General features: G+C 49.7%; 14 protein-coding genes, 2 pseudogenes and 1 other annotated feature. Of the genes and pseudogenes, 9 read left to right on the top strand and 7 right to left on the bottom strand.

Features of this window, described 5'->3' with window-relative positions; translation table 11 throughout:
- Positions 1–402: 402 nt before the first annotated feature.
- Positions 403–2,044 (bottom strand): annotated as a pseudogene (locus tag SF3963).
- 3 nt (positions 2,045–2,047) lie between these two features.
- Positions 2,048–2,815: a mobile genetic element, on the top strand.
- On the opposite strand from SF3963, the gene insA reads away from it, so the two are divergent.
- Positions 2,103–2,378 carry an insertion element IS1 protein InsA gene (insA, locus tag SF3962; protein NP_709690.1) on the top strand — a complete coding sequence of 92 codons (276 nt, stop codon included), beginning with the start codon at positions 2,103–2,105 and terminating at the stop codon, positions 2,376–2,378. (Overlaps the previous feature by 276 nt.)
- A complete protein-coding gene (insB, locus tag SF3961; RefSeq protein ID NP_709689.1) occupies positions 2,405–2,800 on the top strand; it encodes an insertion element IS1 protein InsB in 396 nt (131 codons plus the stop codon). Its footprint lies within the feature at positions 2,048–2,815.
- A 526-nt stretch (positions 2,816–3,341) precedes the next feature.
- Here insB and yiiD read toward each other — a convergent pair.
- The 6 genes from yiiD to yihV all read right to left on the bottom strand — a co-directional run bounded on the left by yiiD (position 3,342) and on the right by yihV (position 8,041).
- The gene (yiiD, locus tag SF3960; RefSeq protein NP_709688.1) at positions 3,342–4,331 is read right to left on the bottom strand and encodes an acetyltransferase; all 990 of its coding nucleotides are present in this window, start codon (positions 4,329–4,331) and stop codon (positions 3,342–3,344) included.
- Positions 4,328–4,765, bottom strand: a complete 438-nt coding sequence (yihZ, locus tag SF3959) for a D-tyrosyl-tRNA(Tyr) deacylase (RefSeq protein NP_709687.1) — start codon at positions 4,763–4,765, stop codon at positions 4,328–4,330. The genes yiiD and yihZ overlap by 4 nt, the downstream gene beginning before the upstream one ends.
- A complete protein-coding gene (gene rbn, locus SF3958; RefSeq protein ID NP_709686.1) occupies positions 4,762–5,634 on the bottom strand; it encodes a hypothetical protein in 873 nt (290 codons plus the stop codon). Before rbn ends, yihZ begins: the two co-directional genes overlap by 4 nt.
- Positions 5,628–6,227: an alpha-D-glucose-1-phosphatase gene (yihX, locus tag SF3957; RefSeq protein NP_709685.2), complete on the bottom strand. Its 600-nt coding sequence runs from the start codon at positions 6,225–6,227 to the stop codon at positions 5,628–5,630. Before yihX ends, rbn begins: the two co-directional genes overlap by 7 nt.
- Before the next feature lie 98 nt (positions 6,228–6,325).
- The gene (yihW, locus tag SF3956) at positions 6,326–7,111 is read right to left on the bottom strand and encodes a DeoR family transcriptional regulator (RefSeq protein NP_709684.2); all 786 of its coding nucleotides are present in this window, start codon (positions 7,109–7,111) and stop codon (positions 6,326–6,328) included.
- Positions 7,112–7,144: 33 nt separating this feature from the next.
- Complete coding sequence (gene yihV / locus SF3955) at positions 7,145–8,041, bottom strand: kinase (protein NP_709683.2); 897 nt, start codon at positions 8,039–8,041, stop codon at positions 7,145–7,147.
- Between the two features lie 167 nt (positions 8,042–8,208).
- On the opposite strand from yihV, the gene yihU reads away from it, so the two are divergent.
- From yihU to yihO, 7 genes and pseudogenes are all read left to right on the top strand, one after another.
- Positions 8,209–9,105, top strand: a complete 897-nt coding sequence (gene yihU / locus SF3954) for a 3-sulfolactaldehyde reductase (protein ID NP_709682.1) — start codon at positions 8,209–8,211, stop codon at positions 9,103–9,105.
- A gap of 23 nt (positions 9,106–9,128) precedes the next feature.
- On the top strand, positions 9,129–10,007 hold the full coding sequence (gene yihT, locus SF3953) for an aldolase (RefSeq protein ID NP_709681.1): 879 nt from the start codon (positions 9,129–9,131) through the stop codon (positions 10,005–10,007).
- Positions 10,008–10,023: 16 nt separating this feature from the next.
- Positions 10,024–11,265, top strand: coding sequence for a hypothetical protein (yihS, locus tag SF3952; RefSeq protein ID NP_709680.2), 1,242 nt, complete (start codon positions 10,024–10,026; stop codon positions 11,263–11,265).
- A 137-nt stretch (positions 11,266–11,402) separates the two neighbouring features.
- A complete protein-coding gene (gene yihR, locus SF3951) occupies positions 11,403–12,305 on the top strand; it encodes an aldose-1-epimerase (RefSeq protein ID NP_709679.2) in 903 nt (300 codons plus the stop codon).
- Between the two features lie 198 nt (positions 12,306–12,503).
- Positions 12,504–14,540 carry an alpha-glucosidase gene (gene yihQ / locus SF3950; protein ID NP_709678.1) on the top strand — a complete coding sequence of 679 codons (2,037 nt, stop codon included), beginning with the start codon at positions 12,504–12,506 and terminating at the stop codon, positions 14,538–14,540.
- Positions 14,541–14,585: 45 nt separating this feature from the next.
- Positions 14,586–15,806 (top strand): annotated as a pseudogene (locus SF3949).
- 196 nt (positions 15,807–16,002) lie between these two features.
- Complete coding sequence (gene yihO / locus SF3948) at positions 16,003–17,406, top strand: permease (RefSeq protein ID NP_709676.2); 1,404 nt, start codon at positions 16,003–16,005, stop codon at positions 17,404–17,406.
- The last annotated feature ends 5 nt before the right edge of the window (positions 17,407–17,411 follow it).

Here is a 17,411-nt window from a genome sequence, read left to right as displayed (position 1 = left end):
GATTTAAGGTGAAATTAATCTTTCATCACAGACCGGTCAGTACTGCCACCAACCGGTCTTTACTTGCTCATCGTTATAATTTTGTTGGTAACAGTTCGGGAAACAAGGAATTCCTTCCGGAACACCCCCGGCATCATCCGATAGCATTGACGTCAATCATCAGCGCGACGATGAGTTTTTTTAATCGCATCATAGGGTGGCGACGTTCAGCACGATTACGGGTCATAGCAAAACTCCTGAGCAGGCGGCCACTATGCCGCTTTCACTGGAGTTCTGAATACTGGTACTTTCTGTATGGCTTCGCCATGCCCCTCGCGGCTAAGTACCTGCACACATCTCTCTTTGTATGTCATTTTTGCAATGCATTGTCCGAATTCTGATAATCCTAATGAGTTTTACTCGTCAGACTCCCATCCCTACGGTATACGAGTTATATTCATGAATGAAATCGACATTTTTAAAAAACGAATCTTGTAAAACATCAGTGTTGATATTACCTTGCAATCCAACATTGAATTTGTTAGAGACATGAAGAACTCGAATATCAAAAAGGTCTTTTAACATCATTAATTCTTCGGGTGTTAATGAATCGCAACTAAAATATCCCTGTTGATCAAAAAGATTTTCTATTTCTCCACTATCGGCGAGGCGTTTTTCAAGGAGTGTTTGCAACATCGAGTTGCCAAGGACAATGGATATCGTGCGATCTTTCGCAGATTTACACCCCATCACAACGGCAACATTCGTATCCCCCTCAAGAGTTTCATTTATCGCCGTCGCTAAAATGGTGGTCAAACACGCAAACGGAACTGTATTTCTTTCGTGATTTAATTTATCTACCAGTTCATTCCATTTATCAAAAGCCGGGCTATATTTGTTGCGCACAGAAATATCCGACTGGTTAAACAATTCAGCCATGCGATTTTTTATCATCTCGATATCCGGCGAACCAGAAAGACTTTGCGCATAATACGGTCCTGATGATGTTGCATACATTAATGCCAAGCCCACACCTGTCGCCATGATGGGCGCAGCCACGGTTTTGGCAAGGGCGACGCTGCGATGGCTATGCGCTTCACAGGCTAAAGGAACATATTCCACTGACTGCGGTAATTCCTTACATGCCTCCCTCATCATTGCGGTATGCTTTACAAACAACGGTTTTTCACTGCCCAAAAAAACTTTCTGCTTAATTGCACTAAGAAAACGCAAATCAAAAATAATTGTTTTTGGTTTATTATTTTTTGGCACATTTCCTATTATCCCGCTAAGAACCTTCCTTGCTGCATGGAGATTTTTTTGCACAGCACATAACACAATTGATGAAGCCTTCTCCACTGCATTATTGATTTTAATTTTAAAATCCGCATGATATACGTTGACGGGCAATGCAAGTATATCTGGACCTACATCTTTTGCTGAGTATTTATTGGTGATCGACGGACGTGAACCCACGAGAAAACTTAGCTGCAAATTATGCTCTATATTATCAGCTGTTTTTGTGGTGTGGTTAAACATAGAGATGCCACCTTTCATTCTTTCACACATATCCTCAACTTTTTCACTTCGTTCTTGTGGCAATTTGGCTTTAACATTAATTTGATGATTTTTACCCGTGCATTCCTTAACTACAAGGGGAATGTTATCTAAAGTGCCATACAGGCTAATAACGTCACCAGGATTTTTATCATGTAAGTAAGTTTGATTAATACTTGAAGCATTCACAAAGAGGGTCAATATTATAACTGTTTATAACTTCACCTACATCAAGTGTGTAGTGCTTACTCTGGAGACTGCCATCCTTATTTAATTGTATATCAATCAATATATCCCCGGACTTTGTCACCATATCTTTGCCATAAACCATTTGCATAGCCATTTCGAGGAGATTTTTATCTAACTGATTGCGGGCGTTGAGTAAGCGATTACCAAATAATTTATATACTGTTCCCGTCATTGCCAGCGCTGCGCTTTCTGGTACTTTGCGTTTCCACAGTGAGGTTTCTCTATTTTTAAACAGGTCATATTCATTATTACTCGACAAACCGGTAATGCTGCCAACTTACTGATTTAGTGTATGATGGTGATTTTAAGGTGCTTGCGTGGCTTCCATTTCCATCAGATGTCCTTCCTGCTCCGCTACTGAAGGCGTGGTGCGTAACGGCAAAAGCACTGCCGGACATCTGCGCTATCTCTGCTCTCATTGCCGTAAAACATGGCAACTACAGTTCACTTACACCGCCTCTCAGCCCGGTACGCACCAGAAAATCATTGATATGGCCATGAATGGCGTCGGATGTCGCGCCAGTGCACGCATTATGGGCGTTGGCCTCAACACGGTTTTACGTCACTTAAAAAACTCAGGCCGCAGTCGGTAACCTCGCGCATACAACCGGGCAGTGATGTGATTGTCTGCGCTGAAATGGACGAACATTGGGGCTACGTCGGTGCTAAATCACGTCAGCGCTGGCTGTTTTACGCGTATGACAGGATACGGAGGACGGTTGTGGCGCACGTCTTCGGTGAACGCACTCTGGCCACACTGGAGCGTCTTCTGAGCCTGCTGTCGGCCTTTGAGGTCGTGGTATGGATGACGGATGGCTGGCCGCTGTATGAATCACGCCTGAAGGGAAAGCTGCACGTTATCAGCAAGCGTTACACTCAGCGCATTGAGCGACATAATCTGAATCTGAGACAACATCTGGCAAGGCTGGTACGGAAGTCACTGTCGTTCTCAAAATCGGTGGAGCTGCATGACAAGGTCATCGGGCATTATCTGAACATAAAACACTATCAGTAAGTTGGAGTCATTACCTGAAAATTGATTTAATAGCGTTTGCTTCGGTGATTTATTACTCATTAGTTGTTTTTCTAAATTAACAACAGAATAACTTTCTTGTTTAATGAGATTAATATTGGCAACCATTATAGCCTCCTTCCCACGGTTTAAGAGCAAACATACAACATAATGATTCATAACATACAGAGCAGTAAATGAATGATACTGACAATGTATGCCAGCCCATTATCTTTGCATAATATTTGTGAGCTATAGATTTTAAAAATATTTATGAAAAAAGTATGGCACCAGAGGGGGTTTTGACTATCAAAAATCGCTCAAACCTGAACTAATATGATGAGTTAAGCATTATCTGCAATAATTGCCACTCAGCTCTACAAATAATATTTAAATGCTCCTGAACAGTGATGTAGCAAGACACGTATGGTGCCAACGAAGAATAAAAATTTATAAAGTTCTTATTCAATATAACCGGAATAGTCAGGGACTGATGTAAATGACCGGAATGAATGAGAGAGGCAGCACCGCCCCTCTCCATAAGCTACTCTTCTTCGTTCCCGCCCTCTTCATACGGGCCAAATGGCTTCGCGGGCAGAACGATATACGTGCCTTCAAACACTGCACCCGGCGTCTCGTCGCCAAAGATTTCGACCTGCATCTGCACCCGTGCTTTTCGTCCGCGCGCCAGACGGTCGAGATCGCCGCTTAAGGCACCAAGGTCGGCTACCGCATGGGGTTTACCGCTAATCGGTTTGCTGTAGCGGATATGCGCATCCGCCAGAATAATCGTTCCGCCGAGGTGGCGTTCACGCAGCATCAGCCAGATAAGCCCCCAACCGGTGAGCGTCGCCAGCGAGAATAAACTCCCGGCAAACAGCGTATGGTGCGGATTCTGATTGCCGGTTTCCGGCATGGTGGTGATAAATTTTTGCCCGGTATATTGTTGAATACGCACGCCCATTTTTTCACTAAGCGGGATATGTTCGTACCACGCCTGTTGCAGCTGCGCGCACCAGTCGCCGCGATGCAAAATATCATCCAGAGTGGCGACGGGCTTAATCATCAAAAAATGGCGAATCGGCGTGGTGGTTGGCGTGGTGATTTCTCCCTGATTAACAAACCCCAGCTTGGCGAAAAACTCCACCGCGTCTTCACGGGCGCTACAGGTCACGCGCTTAACGCCTTCCTGACGCGCCACCGACTCCAGGGTCATCGCCATCAGCGTTCCTAACCCTTTGTCCTGCACGTCCGGGTGAACGACCATAAAGCGAATGGACGCTTCATTGTCGGCATTAATATACAATCGGCCTACCGCCACCAGATTACCCTGCTCGTCGACGACCATCTGGTGATGCGCCATCGCATCCCACGCGTCGCGTTCCGAACCTTTTGGTTGATGCAGGGGCTTACGCAACATTTCCCAGCGAAAGTGATAGTAACGCTCTAACTCTTCTTCTGTTTGTGGAACCTGAAGGTGATACATAGCGATACTCTCTCTTGTTTCCCGTGACAACCCTGGAAGCTGGCTCATACCTGCAACCAGAATGTCACGGGGCCATCATTGACCAGCGATACCTGCATATCGGCAGCGAAGCGTCCTGTTTGCGTGTTCATCTCTTGCTGGCGGCAGCGTTCGACGAAATAGTCATATAACGCCTCTGCGCGATCCGGTGATGCGCCTTTGGAGAAACTTGGGCGCATCCCCCGTTCGGTATCTGCGGCGAGGGTAAACTGGGAAACCACCAGTACACTGCCGCCCGCCTGTTGCACGTTGAGATTCATCTTGCCTTCGGCATCGCTAAAGATGCGGTAGCCGAGCACACGCTCGCACAGACGGTTTGCTTTCTGTTCGTCGTCATCCTTTTCGACACCCAATAACACCAAAAGTCCCGCGCCAATTTCGCCCGTCACTTCTCCCTCCACGGTGACGCTGGCACGGGTTACGCGTTGAATTAATGCAATCATGGTTCGTCGTCTTCTTCTTGTTCAGCTGCTTGTTTTAGTTTGCGGTATTCCCCGAGAGTGACAGTAATTTCCGCGCCAAGCAAGACGATACACCATGTCCAGTAGACCCAAACAAAGAGAATGGGGATCACCGCCAGCACACCGTAAATGAGCTGATATGACGGGAACATGGTGATATAAAGCGCGAAACCTTTCTTTCCTGCTTCGAACAGGAGTGCGGCGACAAACGCGCCGACAATCGCGTCGCGGTTAGGTACGCGGATGGTAGGAACAATGCTGTACAGCAACCAGAAGGAGATCCACGACAACAGCAACGGAAAAATACGCAGCACGTTGTCGATGACAGTATTGAGATCGCTCGCCCAGCGCAGGGGGAGCAAATAGGAACTGATCGCCAGACTGGCCCCTGCCAGCAGCGGCCCCAGCGTTAAAATCATCCAGTACACGGCGAACGAGTAAATTTTTGGTCGCGCTCGTTTACTGCGCCAGATGGTATTCAACGCGCTATCGATGGAGTACATCAACAATAACGCGGTGACGATCAGCCCGCACGCCCCAACGGCGGTCATCTTGTTGGAATTAGCAACAAATTGTTCGATATACCGCTGAATAACATCGCCAGTAGCAGGCAGAAAGTTGGCAAAAATAAAGTGACGTAACTGAATGCTGACGTCGGAAAACATGGGAAAAGCGGCGAAAAGCGCAAAAACAACGGCAACCAGCGGCACTAATGAGAGCAACGACACATAGGCAAGGTTACCTGCCAGGGTTGTCATGTTGTCCTCATCAATACGTTGCCAGAGTAGTTTTAGCCAGGCCCATAGTGGACGGGTACGGTGCCTGGCTTTGTCCTGAATGGTTTTTAGCATAACACCTTCGCGAAATAGTCCGGGATGGTGGTTTTATCTTTCACCAGAATACTGGTAATGCCTAGCTGATTAGCTCCTTCTATATTATCGGCGTTATCGTCGAAAAAGACCGTATCGCTGGGTGAAAAACCTTCCGCCTGCAAAACATGCTGGTAAATTCGTGCTTCAGGTTTGCGCATCCCCAGATCTTGCGACAGATAGATATGGTCAGCAGCATCACGAATTTCCGGGTATTCTTCCGGCCAGAAGGTGGTATGCAGGCGGTTGGTATTGGAAAGCACCACCACGCGATGCCCCTGCTCACGCAGTTTATGCATGATGGCGATCACTTCCGGGCGCAGCGCAACAAACACCGCCTGCCAGCCGTGAGAGAACTGCTCGTAGCTTAGCGGTAGAGCCATCTCATGACACAGCGCCTCTGCGAACGCTTCGTCGCTAATTTCCCCACGCTCATGCTGATGAAACGCCTCCCCCATATGAAAACTCTTCTTAAGCGATGCCAGCGGAATACGCGTTAAATCGCTCCAGGCTCCCAGCACACGGTTAAAGTCGATATCGACAATCACATTACCTAAATCAAAGATATAGAGCATTTTTGCCTCCTTTCGCGCCACAAGAAATTAACTGTAGCGGGAAAGGATGGGTTTGGCTATGTGGCAAGGTATGAAGCCAGGTTAACGGTCACAAAAATCTACGCGTCTTCCTGGGGAAGAATGATTTCAATTTGGCTGTCTTGTAAGCGTGATTTTAGCGCAGCGGGCGGCAGCTCGTCGGTAAAGAGCGCAGTGACCTGTGCCACGTTACCAATTTCAACCGCCGCCGAAGCATGATACTTAGTGTGATCGGCGACCAGCAGAATATTTCTCGCGTGCGCCATCATCGTTTTCACCACGTTAGCTTCGTTTACATCAAACTCCATCAACGCGCCATCGCTCTCAATCGCCCCAACGCTTGTTACCAGATAATCAGCACGAAAATCAGCCACAAAGGACGCCGCTGAAGGGCCAATGATCCCGCTATTATGAGAGCGCAACGTACCGCCGGGCACCATCACTTCAAAGCGCGGGTTGTGGTAAAGAATATGCGCCACACGCAGGCTGTTGGTGATTATCCGCAAATGATTATGGTTAAGTAACGCCCGGGCAACATGCTCAACAGTCGTACCAATGGTGATAAATATTGTTGAACCATCAGGAATATAGTCTGCCACCGCTTCGGCAATCGCTTTTTTTTTCTCGGTTTGCGAAACCTCACGCTGCTCGAACGCCGTATTAACGACGCTGGAAGCCCGACCCGCGCCACCGTGATGGCGCGTAATCAGGCCTTGCTCGCTTAATTTACGAATATCCCGGCGGACCGTCTGCGTGGAGACATCCAGCAGATTTGCCAGCTCATCAATATTCATATACCCACGCTCGGCGATCAGCATGAGGAGTTGGTCGTGCCGCGGGTTACCGGTTAGTTCGGTAAGGCTCATGAAAATTCCTCGAAAAACCATCACCCTGGCATTTTATACAAAAAGTGACAAAAAAGATCGGGTTTGATCACAGTCAGGGATCCCGGCTCGTCCACCGGGACGTGTGCATTTTAACGCCGCTACACCGCTGGCGAAGCGGACTGACTCCGCTAAATCCCCACTTGTTGCCAGCGCCACCGCCAAAGCGCCGTGAAAAACATCACCCGCACCTGTGGTATCTACCACATCAACTTTGAAGGCCGGTTGATGCTGACGCCCACCATTTTCCAGCCAGTCGCAGCCTGCGCTACCCTGGGTCACATAGACATGACCATTTGTGAGCGTTTGTGCCTGTTTTAGCGCACTGGCCATCTCTTTCACGCCCGTTAAGCGCGCCAGACCCGGTTCTGAAAAGGCCGCGTGATCGCTTAATGCCACCAGCTCACTGATATCCTGCGGCGTAATGTCCCCGTCCAGAACGGTCATCACACCCGCCTGACGGGCCAGGGTGAAGGCTTTTTTAGCGCCGTCGTGCCAGCGTACATCTGCCAGCACAACATCCCACTGAGAGAAATCAATTTCCTCCAACCACTCTGCGTCAGGCAGCAGATCCGGGCTGGGGTAGTTAATGATTATCCGCTCGCCTTTGGTATCCACCATGATGGCGGATTGCGAAGATTTCGCCTGGTTATACCGTTTGGTGTAACGGGTGTTAACGCCCCAGGATTCCAGCTCTGCCAGCAGGCTGTTGCCCGCGTCGTCATCACCTACGCGACCAATAAAATCGACCTGCGCCCCCAGCCTTGCCGCCGCAACCGCTGCCGTCGCCGCTGGCCCGCCACCAACTTCCGTATAATTTCTCGCCACGTATTTACCGCTCTCCGTCGGTAACCCTTCCACGTAATAGATGCGATCCATCACGGTTATACCTACACAAGCAACACGAATCATGGTCATTCCTTAAACATTTTGGGATGCGTTCATTTTAATTTCACCAATTGTTTAAAAAGTGACGGCTGTCAATTTTTTGACGATAAATTACAAATTCGATCAAAAACAGACAAGCAAAGCATGTCATAAATGACAAAAAGTGACATCACTGTATTCAGGAGAGGGTTATGGCAGCAATCGCGTTTATCGGTTTAGGACAAATGGGTTCGCCAATGGCGAGCAATTTATTGCAGCAAGGGCATCAACTTCGCGTCTTTGATGTGAACGCCGAAGCTGTGCGGCATCTGGTAGACAAAGGTGCGACTCCCGCCGCCAACCCGGCGCAGGCCGCTAAAGATGCCGAATTTATCATTACCATGTTGCCGAATGGCGATCTGGTGCGCAACGTGTTGTTCGGTGAAAACGGCGTTTGCGAAGGCTTATCTACCGATGCGCTGGTCATTGATATGTCCACCATCCATCCGCTGCAAACCGATAAATTGATTGCCGATATGCAAGCCAAAGGCTTCAGCATGATGGATGTTCCGGTAGGCCGTACTTCTGCAAATGCCATTACCGGTACTCTGTTACTGCTGGCTGGCGGCACCGCTGAACAAGTTGAACGTGCCACACCGATCCTGATGGCGATGGGCAGTGAGTTGATCAACGCTGGCGGTCCGGGCATGGGGATCCGCGTTAAGCTCATCAACAACTACATGAGCATCGCGCTCAATGCGCTTTCGGCAGAAGCCGCCGTTTTGTGCGAAGCCCTGAATCTTCCCTTCGATGTTGCCGTCAAAGTGATGAGCGGTACCGCCGCCGGTAAAGGTCACTTCACCACTTCCTGGCCAAACAAAGTCCTCAGCGGAGATCTTTCTCCCGCCTTCATGATCGATCTTGCCCATAAGGATCTTGGCATCGCCCTTGATGTCGCCAACCAGCTGCATGTGCCAATGCCGCTGGGGGCCGCCTCACGGGAGGTTTATAGCCAGGCGCGCGCAGCGGGTCGCGGTCGCCAGGACTGGTCCGCCATTCTGGAACAGGTCCGTGTCAGTGCCGGGATGACTGCCAAAGTAAAAATGTAACGACTGGATAAAGGAATAAATGAATGAATAAGTACACCATCAACGACATTACGCGCGCATCGGGCGGTTTTGCCATGCTGGCGGTCGATCAGCGCGAAGCCATGCGCATGATGTTTGCCGCGGCTGGGGCACCCGCTCCGGTAGCCGATAGCGTTTTAACTGATTTCAAAGTTAACGCTGCAAAGGCCCTCTCGCCTTATGCCTCGGCGATTCTGGTAGATCAACAATTCTGCTACCGCCAGGTGGTTGAGCAAAACGCGATTGCCAAAAGTTGCGCCATGATTGTCGCCGCCGATGAGTTCATTCCTGGCAACGGTATTCCGGTCGATAGCGTGGTTATTGACCGCAAAATCAATCCGCTACAGATCAAACAAGACGGTGGCAAAGCCTTAAAACTGCTGGTGCTGTGGCGTAGTGATGAAGATGCGCAGCAACGTCTGGATATGGTGAAAGAGTTCAACGAACTGTGCCACTCACACGGTCTGGTAAGCATCATTGAGCCAGTCGTCCGCCCACCGCGTCGTGGCGATAAATTCGATCGCGAACAAGCGATCATCGATGCCGCCAAAGAGCTGGGCGACAGTGGCGCTGACCTCTACAAAGTTGAAATGCCGCTTTATGGCAAAGGTCCGCAACAAGAGCTTCTCTGTGCTTCACAACGTCTGAATGACCATATCAATATGCCATGGGTGATCCTCTCTTCCAGTGTCGACGAAAAACTGTTCCCGCGTGCCGTACGCGTGGCAATGACGGCGGGCGCATCGGGATTCCTGGCAGGCCGTGCAGTCTGGGCATCGGTCGTCGGTTTACCAGACAACGAGCTGATGCTCCGTGACGTTTGCGCACCGAAATTACAACAACTTGGCGATATCGTCGACGAAATGATGGCTAAACGCCGCTAAGATGAGGATAAAAGGAATGAAATGGTTTAACACCCTAAGCCACAACCGTTGGCTGGAACAGGAAACCGACCGCATCTTTGATTTTGGTAAAAATTCCGTAGTGCCGACTGGTTTTGGCTGGTTAGGCAATAAAGGGCAAATCAAAGAAGAGATGGGCACCCATCTGTGGATCACAGCTCGTATGTTGCACGTTTATTCCGTTGCTGCGGCGATGGGTCGACCTGGCGCTTACGCGTTGGTTGATCACGGTATTAAAGCCATGAACGGCGCACTGCGTGATAAAAAATATGGCGGCTGGTATGCCTGCGTGAATGACGAGGGCGTGGTGGATGCCTCCAAACAGGGCTATCAACACTTCTTTGCTCTGCTGGGTGCCGCCAGCGCCGTCACAACGGGTCACCCGGAAGCGCGCAAGCTGCTCGATTACACCATTGAGATTATCGAGAAATATTTCTGGAGCGAAGAAGAGCAGATGTGCCTGGAGTCCTGGGACGAAGCCTTCAGCAAAACCGAAGAGTACCGCGGCGGCAATGCCAATATGCACGCGGTGGAAGCTTTCTTGATTGTTTATGACGTCACTCACGACAAAAAATGGCTGGATCGCGCGATTCGCGTGGCTTCCGTGATTATCCACGACGTCGCCAGAAATAATCATTATCGCGTTAACGAACACTTCGATACCCAGTGGAATCCGCTGCCGGATTACAACAAAGATAACCCGGCGCATCGCTTCCGCGCGTTCGGAGGTACACCAGGCCACTGGATCGAATGGGGCCGTTTAATGCTGCACATCCATGCTGCCCTGGAAGCCCGTTGCGAACAACCACCAGCATGGCTGCTAGAAGATGCCAAAGGTCTGTTTAACGCCACCGTGCGCGATGCCTGGGCACCCGATGGAGCGGACGGGATTGTTTATACCGTTGACTGGGAAGGAAAACCGGTGGTCCGCGAACGTGTACGTTGGCCTATCGTCGAAGCAATGGGTACGGCCTACGCGCTCTACACCGTCACTGGCGATCGCCAGTATGAAACCTGGTATCAAACATGGTGGGAGTACTGCATTAAGTACCTGATGGACTATGAAAATGGTTCCTGGTGGCAGGAGCTGGATGCGGACAATAAGGTCATCACCAAAGTCTGGGACGGCAAACAGGATATTTATCACCTGCTGCATTGCCTGGTGATCCCGCGTATCCCGTTAGCGCCCGGCATGGCTCCAGCGGTTGCAGCGGGTCTGCTGGATATTAATGCGAAATAACTGATCTGAAAATAGGGTGCGGGTTTTCCCCTCACCCTAACCCTCTCCCCAAAGGGGCGAGGGGACCGTCCGGTGCAGTTTTTGGGTTTGACATCAGCCTCACGGGAGGCTGTATGTCGTTAATTAAGGTGCCTTGTATGCAAATCACCAATATGCATTGCAGTGGACAGACCGTTTCACTTGCCGCGGGGGATTATCACGCGACCATTGTGACCGTCGGTGCTGGTCTGGCTGAATTAACCTTTCAGGGTTGTCATTTAGTCATCCCGCACAAACCCGAAGAGATGCCGCTGGCGCATCTGGGTAAAGTGCTTATTCCGTGGCCGAACCGGATCGCCAACGGCTGTTACCGTTATCAGGGGCAGGAATATCAGTTACCCATTAATGAACATAGTTCAAAAGCCGCTATTCACGGGCTGCTTGCCTGGCGAGACTGGCAAATTAGTGAATTAACCACCACCAGCGTTACCCTGACAGCTTTTCTGCCGCCCAGTTACGGCTATCCGTTTATGCTGGCTTCACAAGTTGTTTATTCGCTCAACGCACACACGGGTCTTTCCGTTGAGATCGCAAGCCAGAATATCGGCACTGTCGCAGCGCCTTATGGCGTGGGTATTCATCCTTATTTAACCTGCAACTTAACATCTGTTGATGAATATCTGTTCCAGCTTCCGGCAAACCAGGTTTATGCCGTCGATGAACACGTAAATCCGACAACGCTTCACCACGTTGATGAGCTGGATTTAAATTTCACGCAGGCGAAAAAAATAGCCGCGACAAAAATCGACCACACCTTTAAAACCGCTAATGATTTGTGGGAAATGACCATTACCCATCCACAGCAGGCGCTTTCGGTAAGCCTTTGTTCCGATCAACCCTGGGTGCAGGTTTATAGCGGTGAAAAATTACAGCGTCAGGGACTGGCAGTTGAACCTATGAGTTGCCCGCCTAACGCCTTTAATTCAGGTATCGACTTATTATTACTGGAACCAGGAAAACCGCACCGCCTGTTTTTTAATATTTACGGACAGAGAAAATAACTTGTATTGATTAGCAGTCAAAATCATTGAAGAACATTTCACTCGCTAAAGGCAACATTATGTATCTTCAATTTATTAAGTTAAAAACAGCTCAGCTTCTGTAAAGTTTTTATATATCAGTTTTATGAGAATCATTTTACATAAGCCTGTAATAACAGGAAGGCAACAATCTCGTTCTCAACTCTATGGAGATTAGTTATGGATACGCCACGTCCACAGTTATTAGATTTTCAATTTCATCAGAATAACGACAGTTTTACCCTACATTTTCAACAACGTCTTATTTTAACCCATAACAAAGATAATCCTTGTTTATGGATTGGCTCAGGTATAGCGGATATCGATATGTTCCGCGGTAATTTCAGCATTAAAGATAAACTACAGGAGAAAATTGCGCTTACCGACGCCATCGTCAGCCAGTCACCGGATGGTTGGTTAATTCATTTCAGCCGTGGTTCTGACATTAGCGCCACGCTGAATATCTCTGCCGACGATCAGGGCCGTTTATTGCTGGAACTACAAAACGACAACCTTAACCACAACCGTATCTGGCTGCGCCTTGCCGCTCAACCAGAGGACCATATCTACGGCTGCGGCGAACAGTTTTCCTACTTCGATCTGCGCGGCAAACCGTTCCCGCTATGGACCAGTGAACAAGGCGTTGGTCGCAACAAACAAACCTATGTCACCTGGCAGGCCGACTGCAAAGAAAATGCGGGCGGCGACTATTACTGGACTTTCTTCCCACAGCCTACGTTTGTCAGCACGCAGAAGTATTACTGCCATGTTGATAACAGTTGCTACATGAACTTCGACTTTAGCGCCCCGGAATACCATGAACTGGCGCTGTGGGAAGACAAAGCTACGCTACGTTTTGAATGTGCTGACACATACATCTCCCTGCTGGAAAAATTAACTGCCCTGCTGGGACGCCAGCCAGAACTGCCCGACTGGATTTATGACGGGGTAACGCTCGGCATTCAGGGCGGGACGGAAGTGTGCCAGAAGAAACTGGACACCATGCGTAACGCGGGCGTGAAGGTTAACGGCATCTGGGCGCAGGACTGGTCTGGGATCCGTATAACCTCTTTTGGCAAGCGCGTGATGTGGAACTGGAAGTGGAACAGCGAAAACTACCCGCAACTGGATTCACGCATTAAGCAGTGGTATCAGGAGGGCGTGCAGTTCCTGGCCTATATCAACCCGTATGTTGCCAGCGATAAAGATCTCTGCGAAGAAGCGGCACAACACGGCTATCTAGCAAAAGATGCCTCTGGCGGTGACTATCTGGTGGAGTTTGGCGAGTTTTACGGCGGCGTTGTCGATCTCACTAATCCAGAAGCCTACGCCTGGTTCAAGGAAGTGATCAAAAAGAACATGATTGAACTCGGCTGCGGCGGCTGGATGGCTGACTTCGGCGAGTATCTGCCCACCGACACGTACCTGCATAACGGCGTCAGTGCCGAAATTATGCATAACGCCTGGCCTGCGCTGTGGGCGAAGTGTAACTACGAAGCCCTTGAAGAAACGGGCAAGCTCGGCGAGATCCTCTTCTTTATGCGCGCCGGTTCTACCGGTAGCCAGAAATACTCCACCATGATGTGGGCGGGCGACCAGAACGTGGACTGGAGTCTCGACGATGGCCTGGCGTCCGTAGTCCCGGCGGCGCTGTCGCTGGCAATGACCGGACATGGTCTGCATCACAGCGACATTGGCGGTTACACCACCCTGTTTGAGATGAAGCGCAGCAAAGAGCTGCTGCTGCGCTGGTGCGATTTCAGCGCCTTCACGCCGATGATGCGCACCCACGAAGGTAACCGTCCTGGCGACAACTGGCAGTTTGACGGCGATGCGGAAACTATCGCCCATTTTGCCCGTATGACTACCGTTTTCACCACCCTGAAACCTTATCTGAAAGAGGCCGTCGCGCTGAATGCGAAGTCCGGTCTGCCGGTCATGCGCCCGCTGTTCCTGCATTACGAAGACGATGCACATACCTATTCCCTGAAATATCAGTACCTGTTAGGCCGCGACATTCTGGTCGCTCCGGTACACGAAGAAGGTCGCAGCGACTGGACGCTCTATCTGCCGGAGGATAACTGGGTACATGCCTGGACGGGTGAAGCGTTCCGGGGCGGGGAAGTTACCGTTAATGCGCCCATCGGCAAGCCGCCGGTCTTTTATCGCGCCTATAGCGAATGGGCGGCACTGTTCGCGTCGTTAAACAGCATCTAATCACATCCGCCCGTGGGGAAACTCATGGGCAAAGGGAGAACATCGATGAGTCACATCACAACGGAAGATCCAGCAACTTTACGCCTGCCCTTTAAAGAGAAACTCTCTTACGGTATTGGCGACCTGGCCTCTAACATCCTGCTGGATATCGGTACGCTTTATCTTTTGAAGTTTTATACCGACGTTCTGGGGCTGCCAGGCACCTATGGCGGCATTATCTTTTTGATTTCAAAATTCTTTACTGCGTTTACCGATATGGGTACCGGCATTATGTTGGATTCCCGACGCAAGATCGGTCCAAAAGGTAAGTTCCGTCCTTTTATTCTGTATGCGTCATTCCCGGTCACCTTACTGGCGATCGCCAACTTTGTCGGCACACCGTTTGATGTCACCGGTAAAACGGTGATGGCCACTATTCTGTTTATGCTTTACGGACTGTTTTTCAGCATGATGAACTGCTCCTACGGCGCAATGGTCCCGGCAATCACCAAAAACCCCAACGAACGCGCCTCACTGGCGGCATGGCGTCAGGGCGGCGCTACGCTGGGCCTGCTGCTGTGCACGGTGGGATTCGTGCCAGTTATGAATCTTATCGAAGGTAATCAGAAACTTGGCTATATCTTCGCCGCCACGCTGTTTTCACTGTTCGGCCTGCTGTTTATGTGGATCTGCTACTCAGGCGTGAAAGAGCGTTATGTCGAAACCCAACCAACCAATCCGGCGCAAAAGCCTGGCCTGTTGCAATCTTTCCGCGCAATTGCCGGTAACCGCCCACTGTTCATTCTGTGTATTGCCAACCTCTGCACCTTAGGGGCGTTTAACGTCAAGCTCGCCATTCAGGTCTATTACACCCAGTACGTACTTAACGATCCCATCCTGTTGTCGTATATGGGATTTTTCAGCATGGGCTGTATTTTCATCGGCGTGTTCCTGATGCCTGGCGCAGTCAGACGTTTTGGTAAGAAGAAGGTCTATATCGGCGGCCTGCTGATTTGGGTGCTGGGCGATCTGCTCAACTATTTCTTCGGCGGCGGCTCGGTCAGCTTTGTGGCGTTCTCCTGCCTGGCGTTCTTCGGCTCAGCGCCTGAACTGGGCGCTGGTTTCCGACACCGTCGAGTACGGCGAGTGGCGCACCGGCGTGCGTTCGGAAGGCACGGTCTACACCGGCTTCACCTTCTTTCGCAAAGTGTCTCAGGCGCTGGCTGGTTTCTTCCCCGGCTGGATGCTGACGCAAATTGGCTATGTGCCGAACGTCGCACAGGCTGACCACACCATTGAAGGGTTACGCCAGTTGATCTTCATCTACCCAAGCGCACTGGCGGTAGTCACCATTGTGGCGATGGGTTGCTTCTACAGCCTGAACGAGAAGATGTATGTCCGCATTGTGGAAGAGATAGAAGCCCGTAAACGCACGGCGTAATAATAATAAACGACGCCCTGCGGGGCGTTATAAGGAGTGATTATGTCTGACCATAATCCACTGACATTAAAACTGAATCTGCGGGAAAAAATCGCCTATGGTATGGGCGACGTCGGTTCGAATTTAATGCTCTGCATCGGTACTCTGTATCTCCTCAAACTTTATACCGATGAATTAGGGATGCCTGCTTACTATGGCGGGATTATCTTTCTGGTCGCGAAGTTTTTTACCGCGTTTACCGATATGCTCACCGGATTTTTACTCGACTCGCGGAAAAATATTGGGCCTAAAGGCAAATTTCGTCCCTTTATTTTATATGCAGCAGTTCCGGCGGCGTTAATTGCAACGCTCCAGTTTATCGCCACCACCTTTTGTTTGCCGGTTAAAACGACGATTGCCACCACGCTGTTTATGATGTTTGGACTTTCATACAGTCTGATGAACTGCTCGTATGGTGCGATGATCCCGGCAATTACCAAAAACCCGAATGAGCGCGCGCAGCTCGCGGCTTACCGCCAGGGTGGTGCAACCATAGGGCTATTGATTTGTACCGTGGCGTTTATTCCGTTGCAGTCGCTTTTTTCTGACTCAACCGTCGGTTATGCCTGTGCGGCACTTATGTTCTCCATTGGCGGCTTTATTTTTATGATGCTGTGCTACAGAGGCGTCAAAGAGCATTATGTGGACACAGCGCCAACCGGACATAAAGCCAGTATTCTCAAATCTTTTTGCGCGATATTTCGTAATCCACCATTGCTGGTTTTATGCATTGCTAACCTGTGTACTCTGGCGGCATTTAATATCAAACTGGCGATTCAGGTCTATTACACCCAGTATGTGCTGAATGATATTAATTTATTGTCGTGGATGGGATTCTTCAGTATGGGATGCATCCTCGTCGGCGTATTACTGGTGCCAGTAACTGTAAAATGTTTTGGTAAAAAACAGGTTTATTTAGCTGGCATGGTGCTATGGGCGGTGGGTGATATACTGAATTATTTCTGGGGAAGTAACTCTTTCACTTTCGTCATGTTCTCTTGTGTCGCCTTTTTTGGCACGGCCTTTGTAAACAGCCTGAACTGGGCACTGGTACCAGATACCGTAGATTACGGTGAATGGAAAACCGGTATTCGTGCCGAAGGTTCTGTTTATACCGGTTATACCTTCTTTCGTAAAATTTCTGCCGCACTTGCTGGCTTCTTGCCAGGCATTATGCTGACGCAAATTGGTTATGTTCCCAACATCGCGCAAAGCGATGCGACATTACAGGGTTTGCGTCAGCTCATTTTTATCTGGCCTTGTGCACTGGCAATTATTGCTGCATTGACGATGGGATTCTTTTACACACTCAATGAAAAACGGTTTGCATTGATTATTGAGGAAATCAACCAACGCAAAAATAAAGAGATGGCGACAGAAAAAAAAACGGCTTCCGTAACGTTATAAATGTC

It is taken from the genome of Shigella flexneri 2a str. 301, from assembly GCF_000006925.2.
Classification (GTDB): Bacteria; Pseudomonadota; Gammaproteobacteria; order Enterobacterales; family Enterobacteriaceae; genus ECMA0423.
This window is presented reverse-complemented; position numbering and strand designations above follow the sequence as displayed.

Coding starts and splice junctions, on each gene's coding strand:
- yihS (NP_709680.2), top strand. CDS start 10,024: ATGAAATGGTTTAACACCCTAAGCCACAACCGTTGGCTGGAACAGGAA.
- yihQ (NP_709678.1), top strand. CDS start 12,504: ATGGATACGCCACGTCCACAGTTATTAGATTTTCAATTTCATCAGAAT.
- yihZ (NP_709687.1), bottom strand. CDS start 4,765: ATGATTGCATTAATTCAACGCGTAACCCGTGCCAGCGTCACCGTGGAG.
- rbn (NP_709686.1), bottom strand. CDS start 5,634: ATGCTAAAAACCATTCAGGACAAAGCCAGGCACCGTACCCGTCCACTA.
- yihV (NP_709683.2), bottom strand. CDS start 8,041: ATGATTCGTGTTGCTTGTGTAGGTATAACCGTGATGGATCGCATCTAT.
- yihR (NP_709679.2), top strand. CDS start 11,403: ATGCAAATCACCAATATGCATTGCAGTGGACAGACCGTTTCACTTGCC.
- yihU (NP_709682.1), top strand. CDS start 8,209: ATGGCAGCAATCGCGTTTATCGGTTTAGGACAAATGGGTTCGCCAATG.
- yihX (NP_709685.2), bottom strand. CDS start 6,227: ATGCTCTATATCTTTGATTTAGGTAATGTGATTGTCGATATCGACTTT.
- yihW (NP_709684.2), bottom strand. CDS start 7,111: ATGAGCCTTACCGAACTAACCGGTAACCCGCGGCACGACCAACTCCTC.
- yihO (NP_709676.2), top strand. CDS start 16,003: ATGTCTGACCATAATCCACTGACATTAAAACTGAATCTGCGGGAAAAA.
- yiiD (NP_709688.1), bottom strand. CDS start 4,331: ATGAGCCAGCTTCCAGGGTTGTCACGGGAAACAAGAGAGAGTATCGCT.
- yihT (NP_709681.1), top strand. CDS start 9,129: ATGAATAAGTACACCATCAACGACATTACGCGCGCATCGGGCGGTTTT.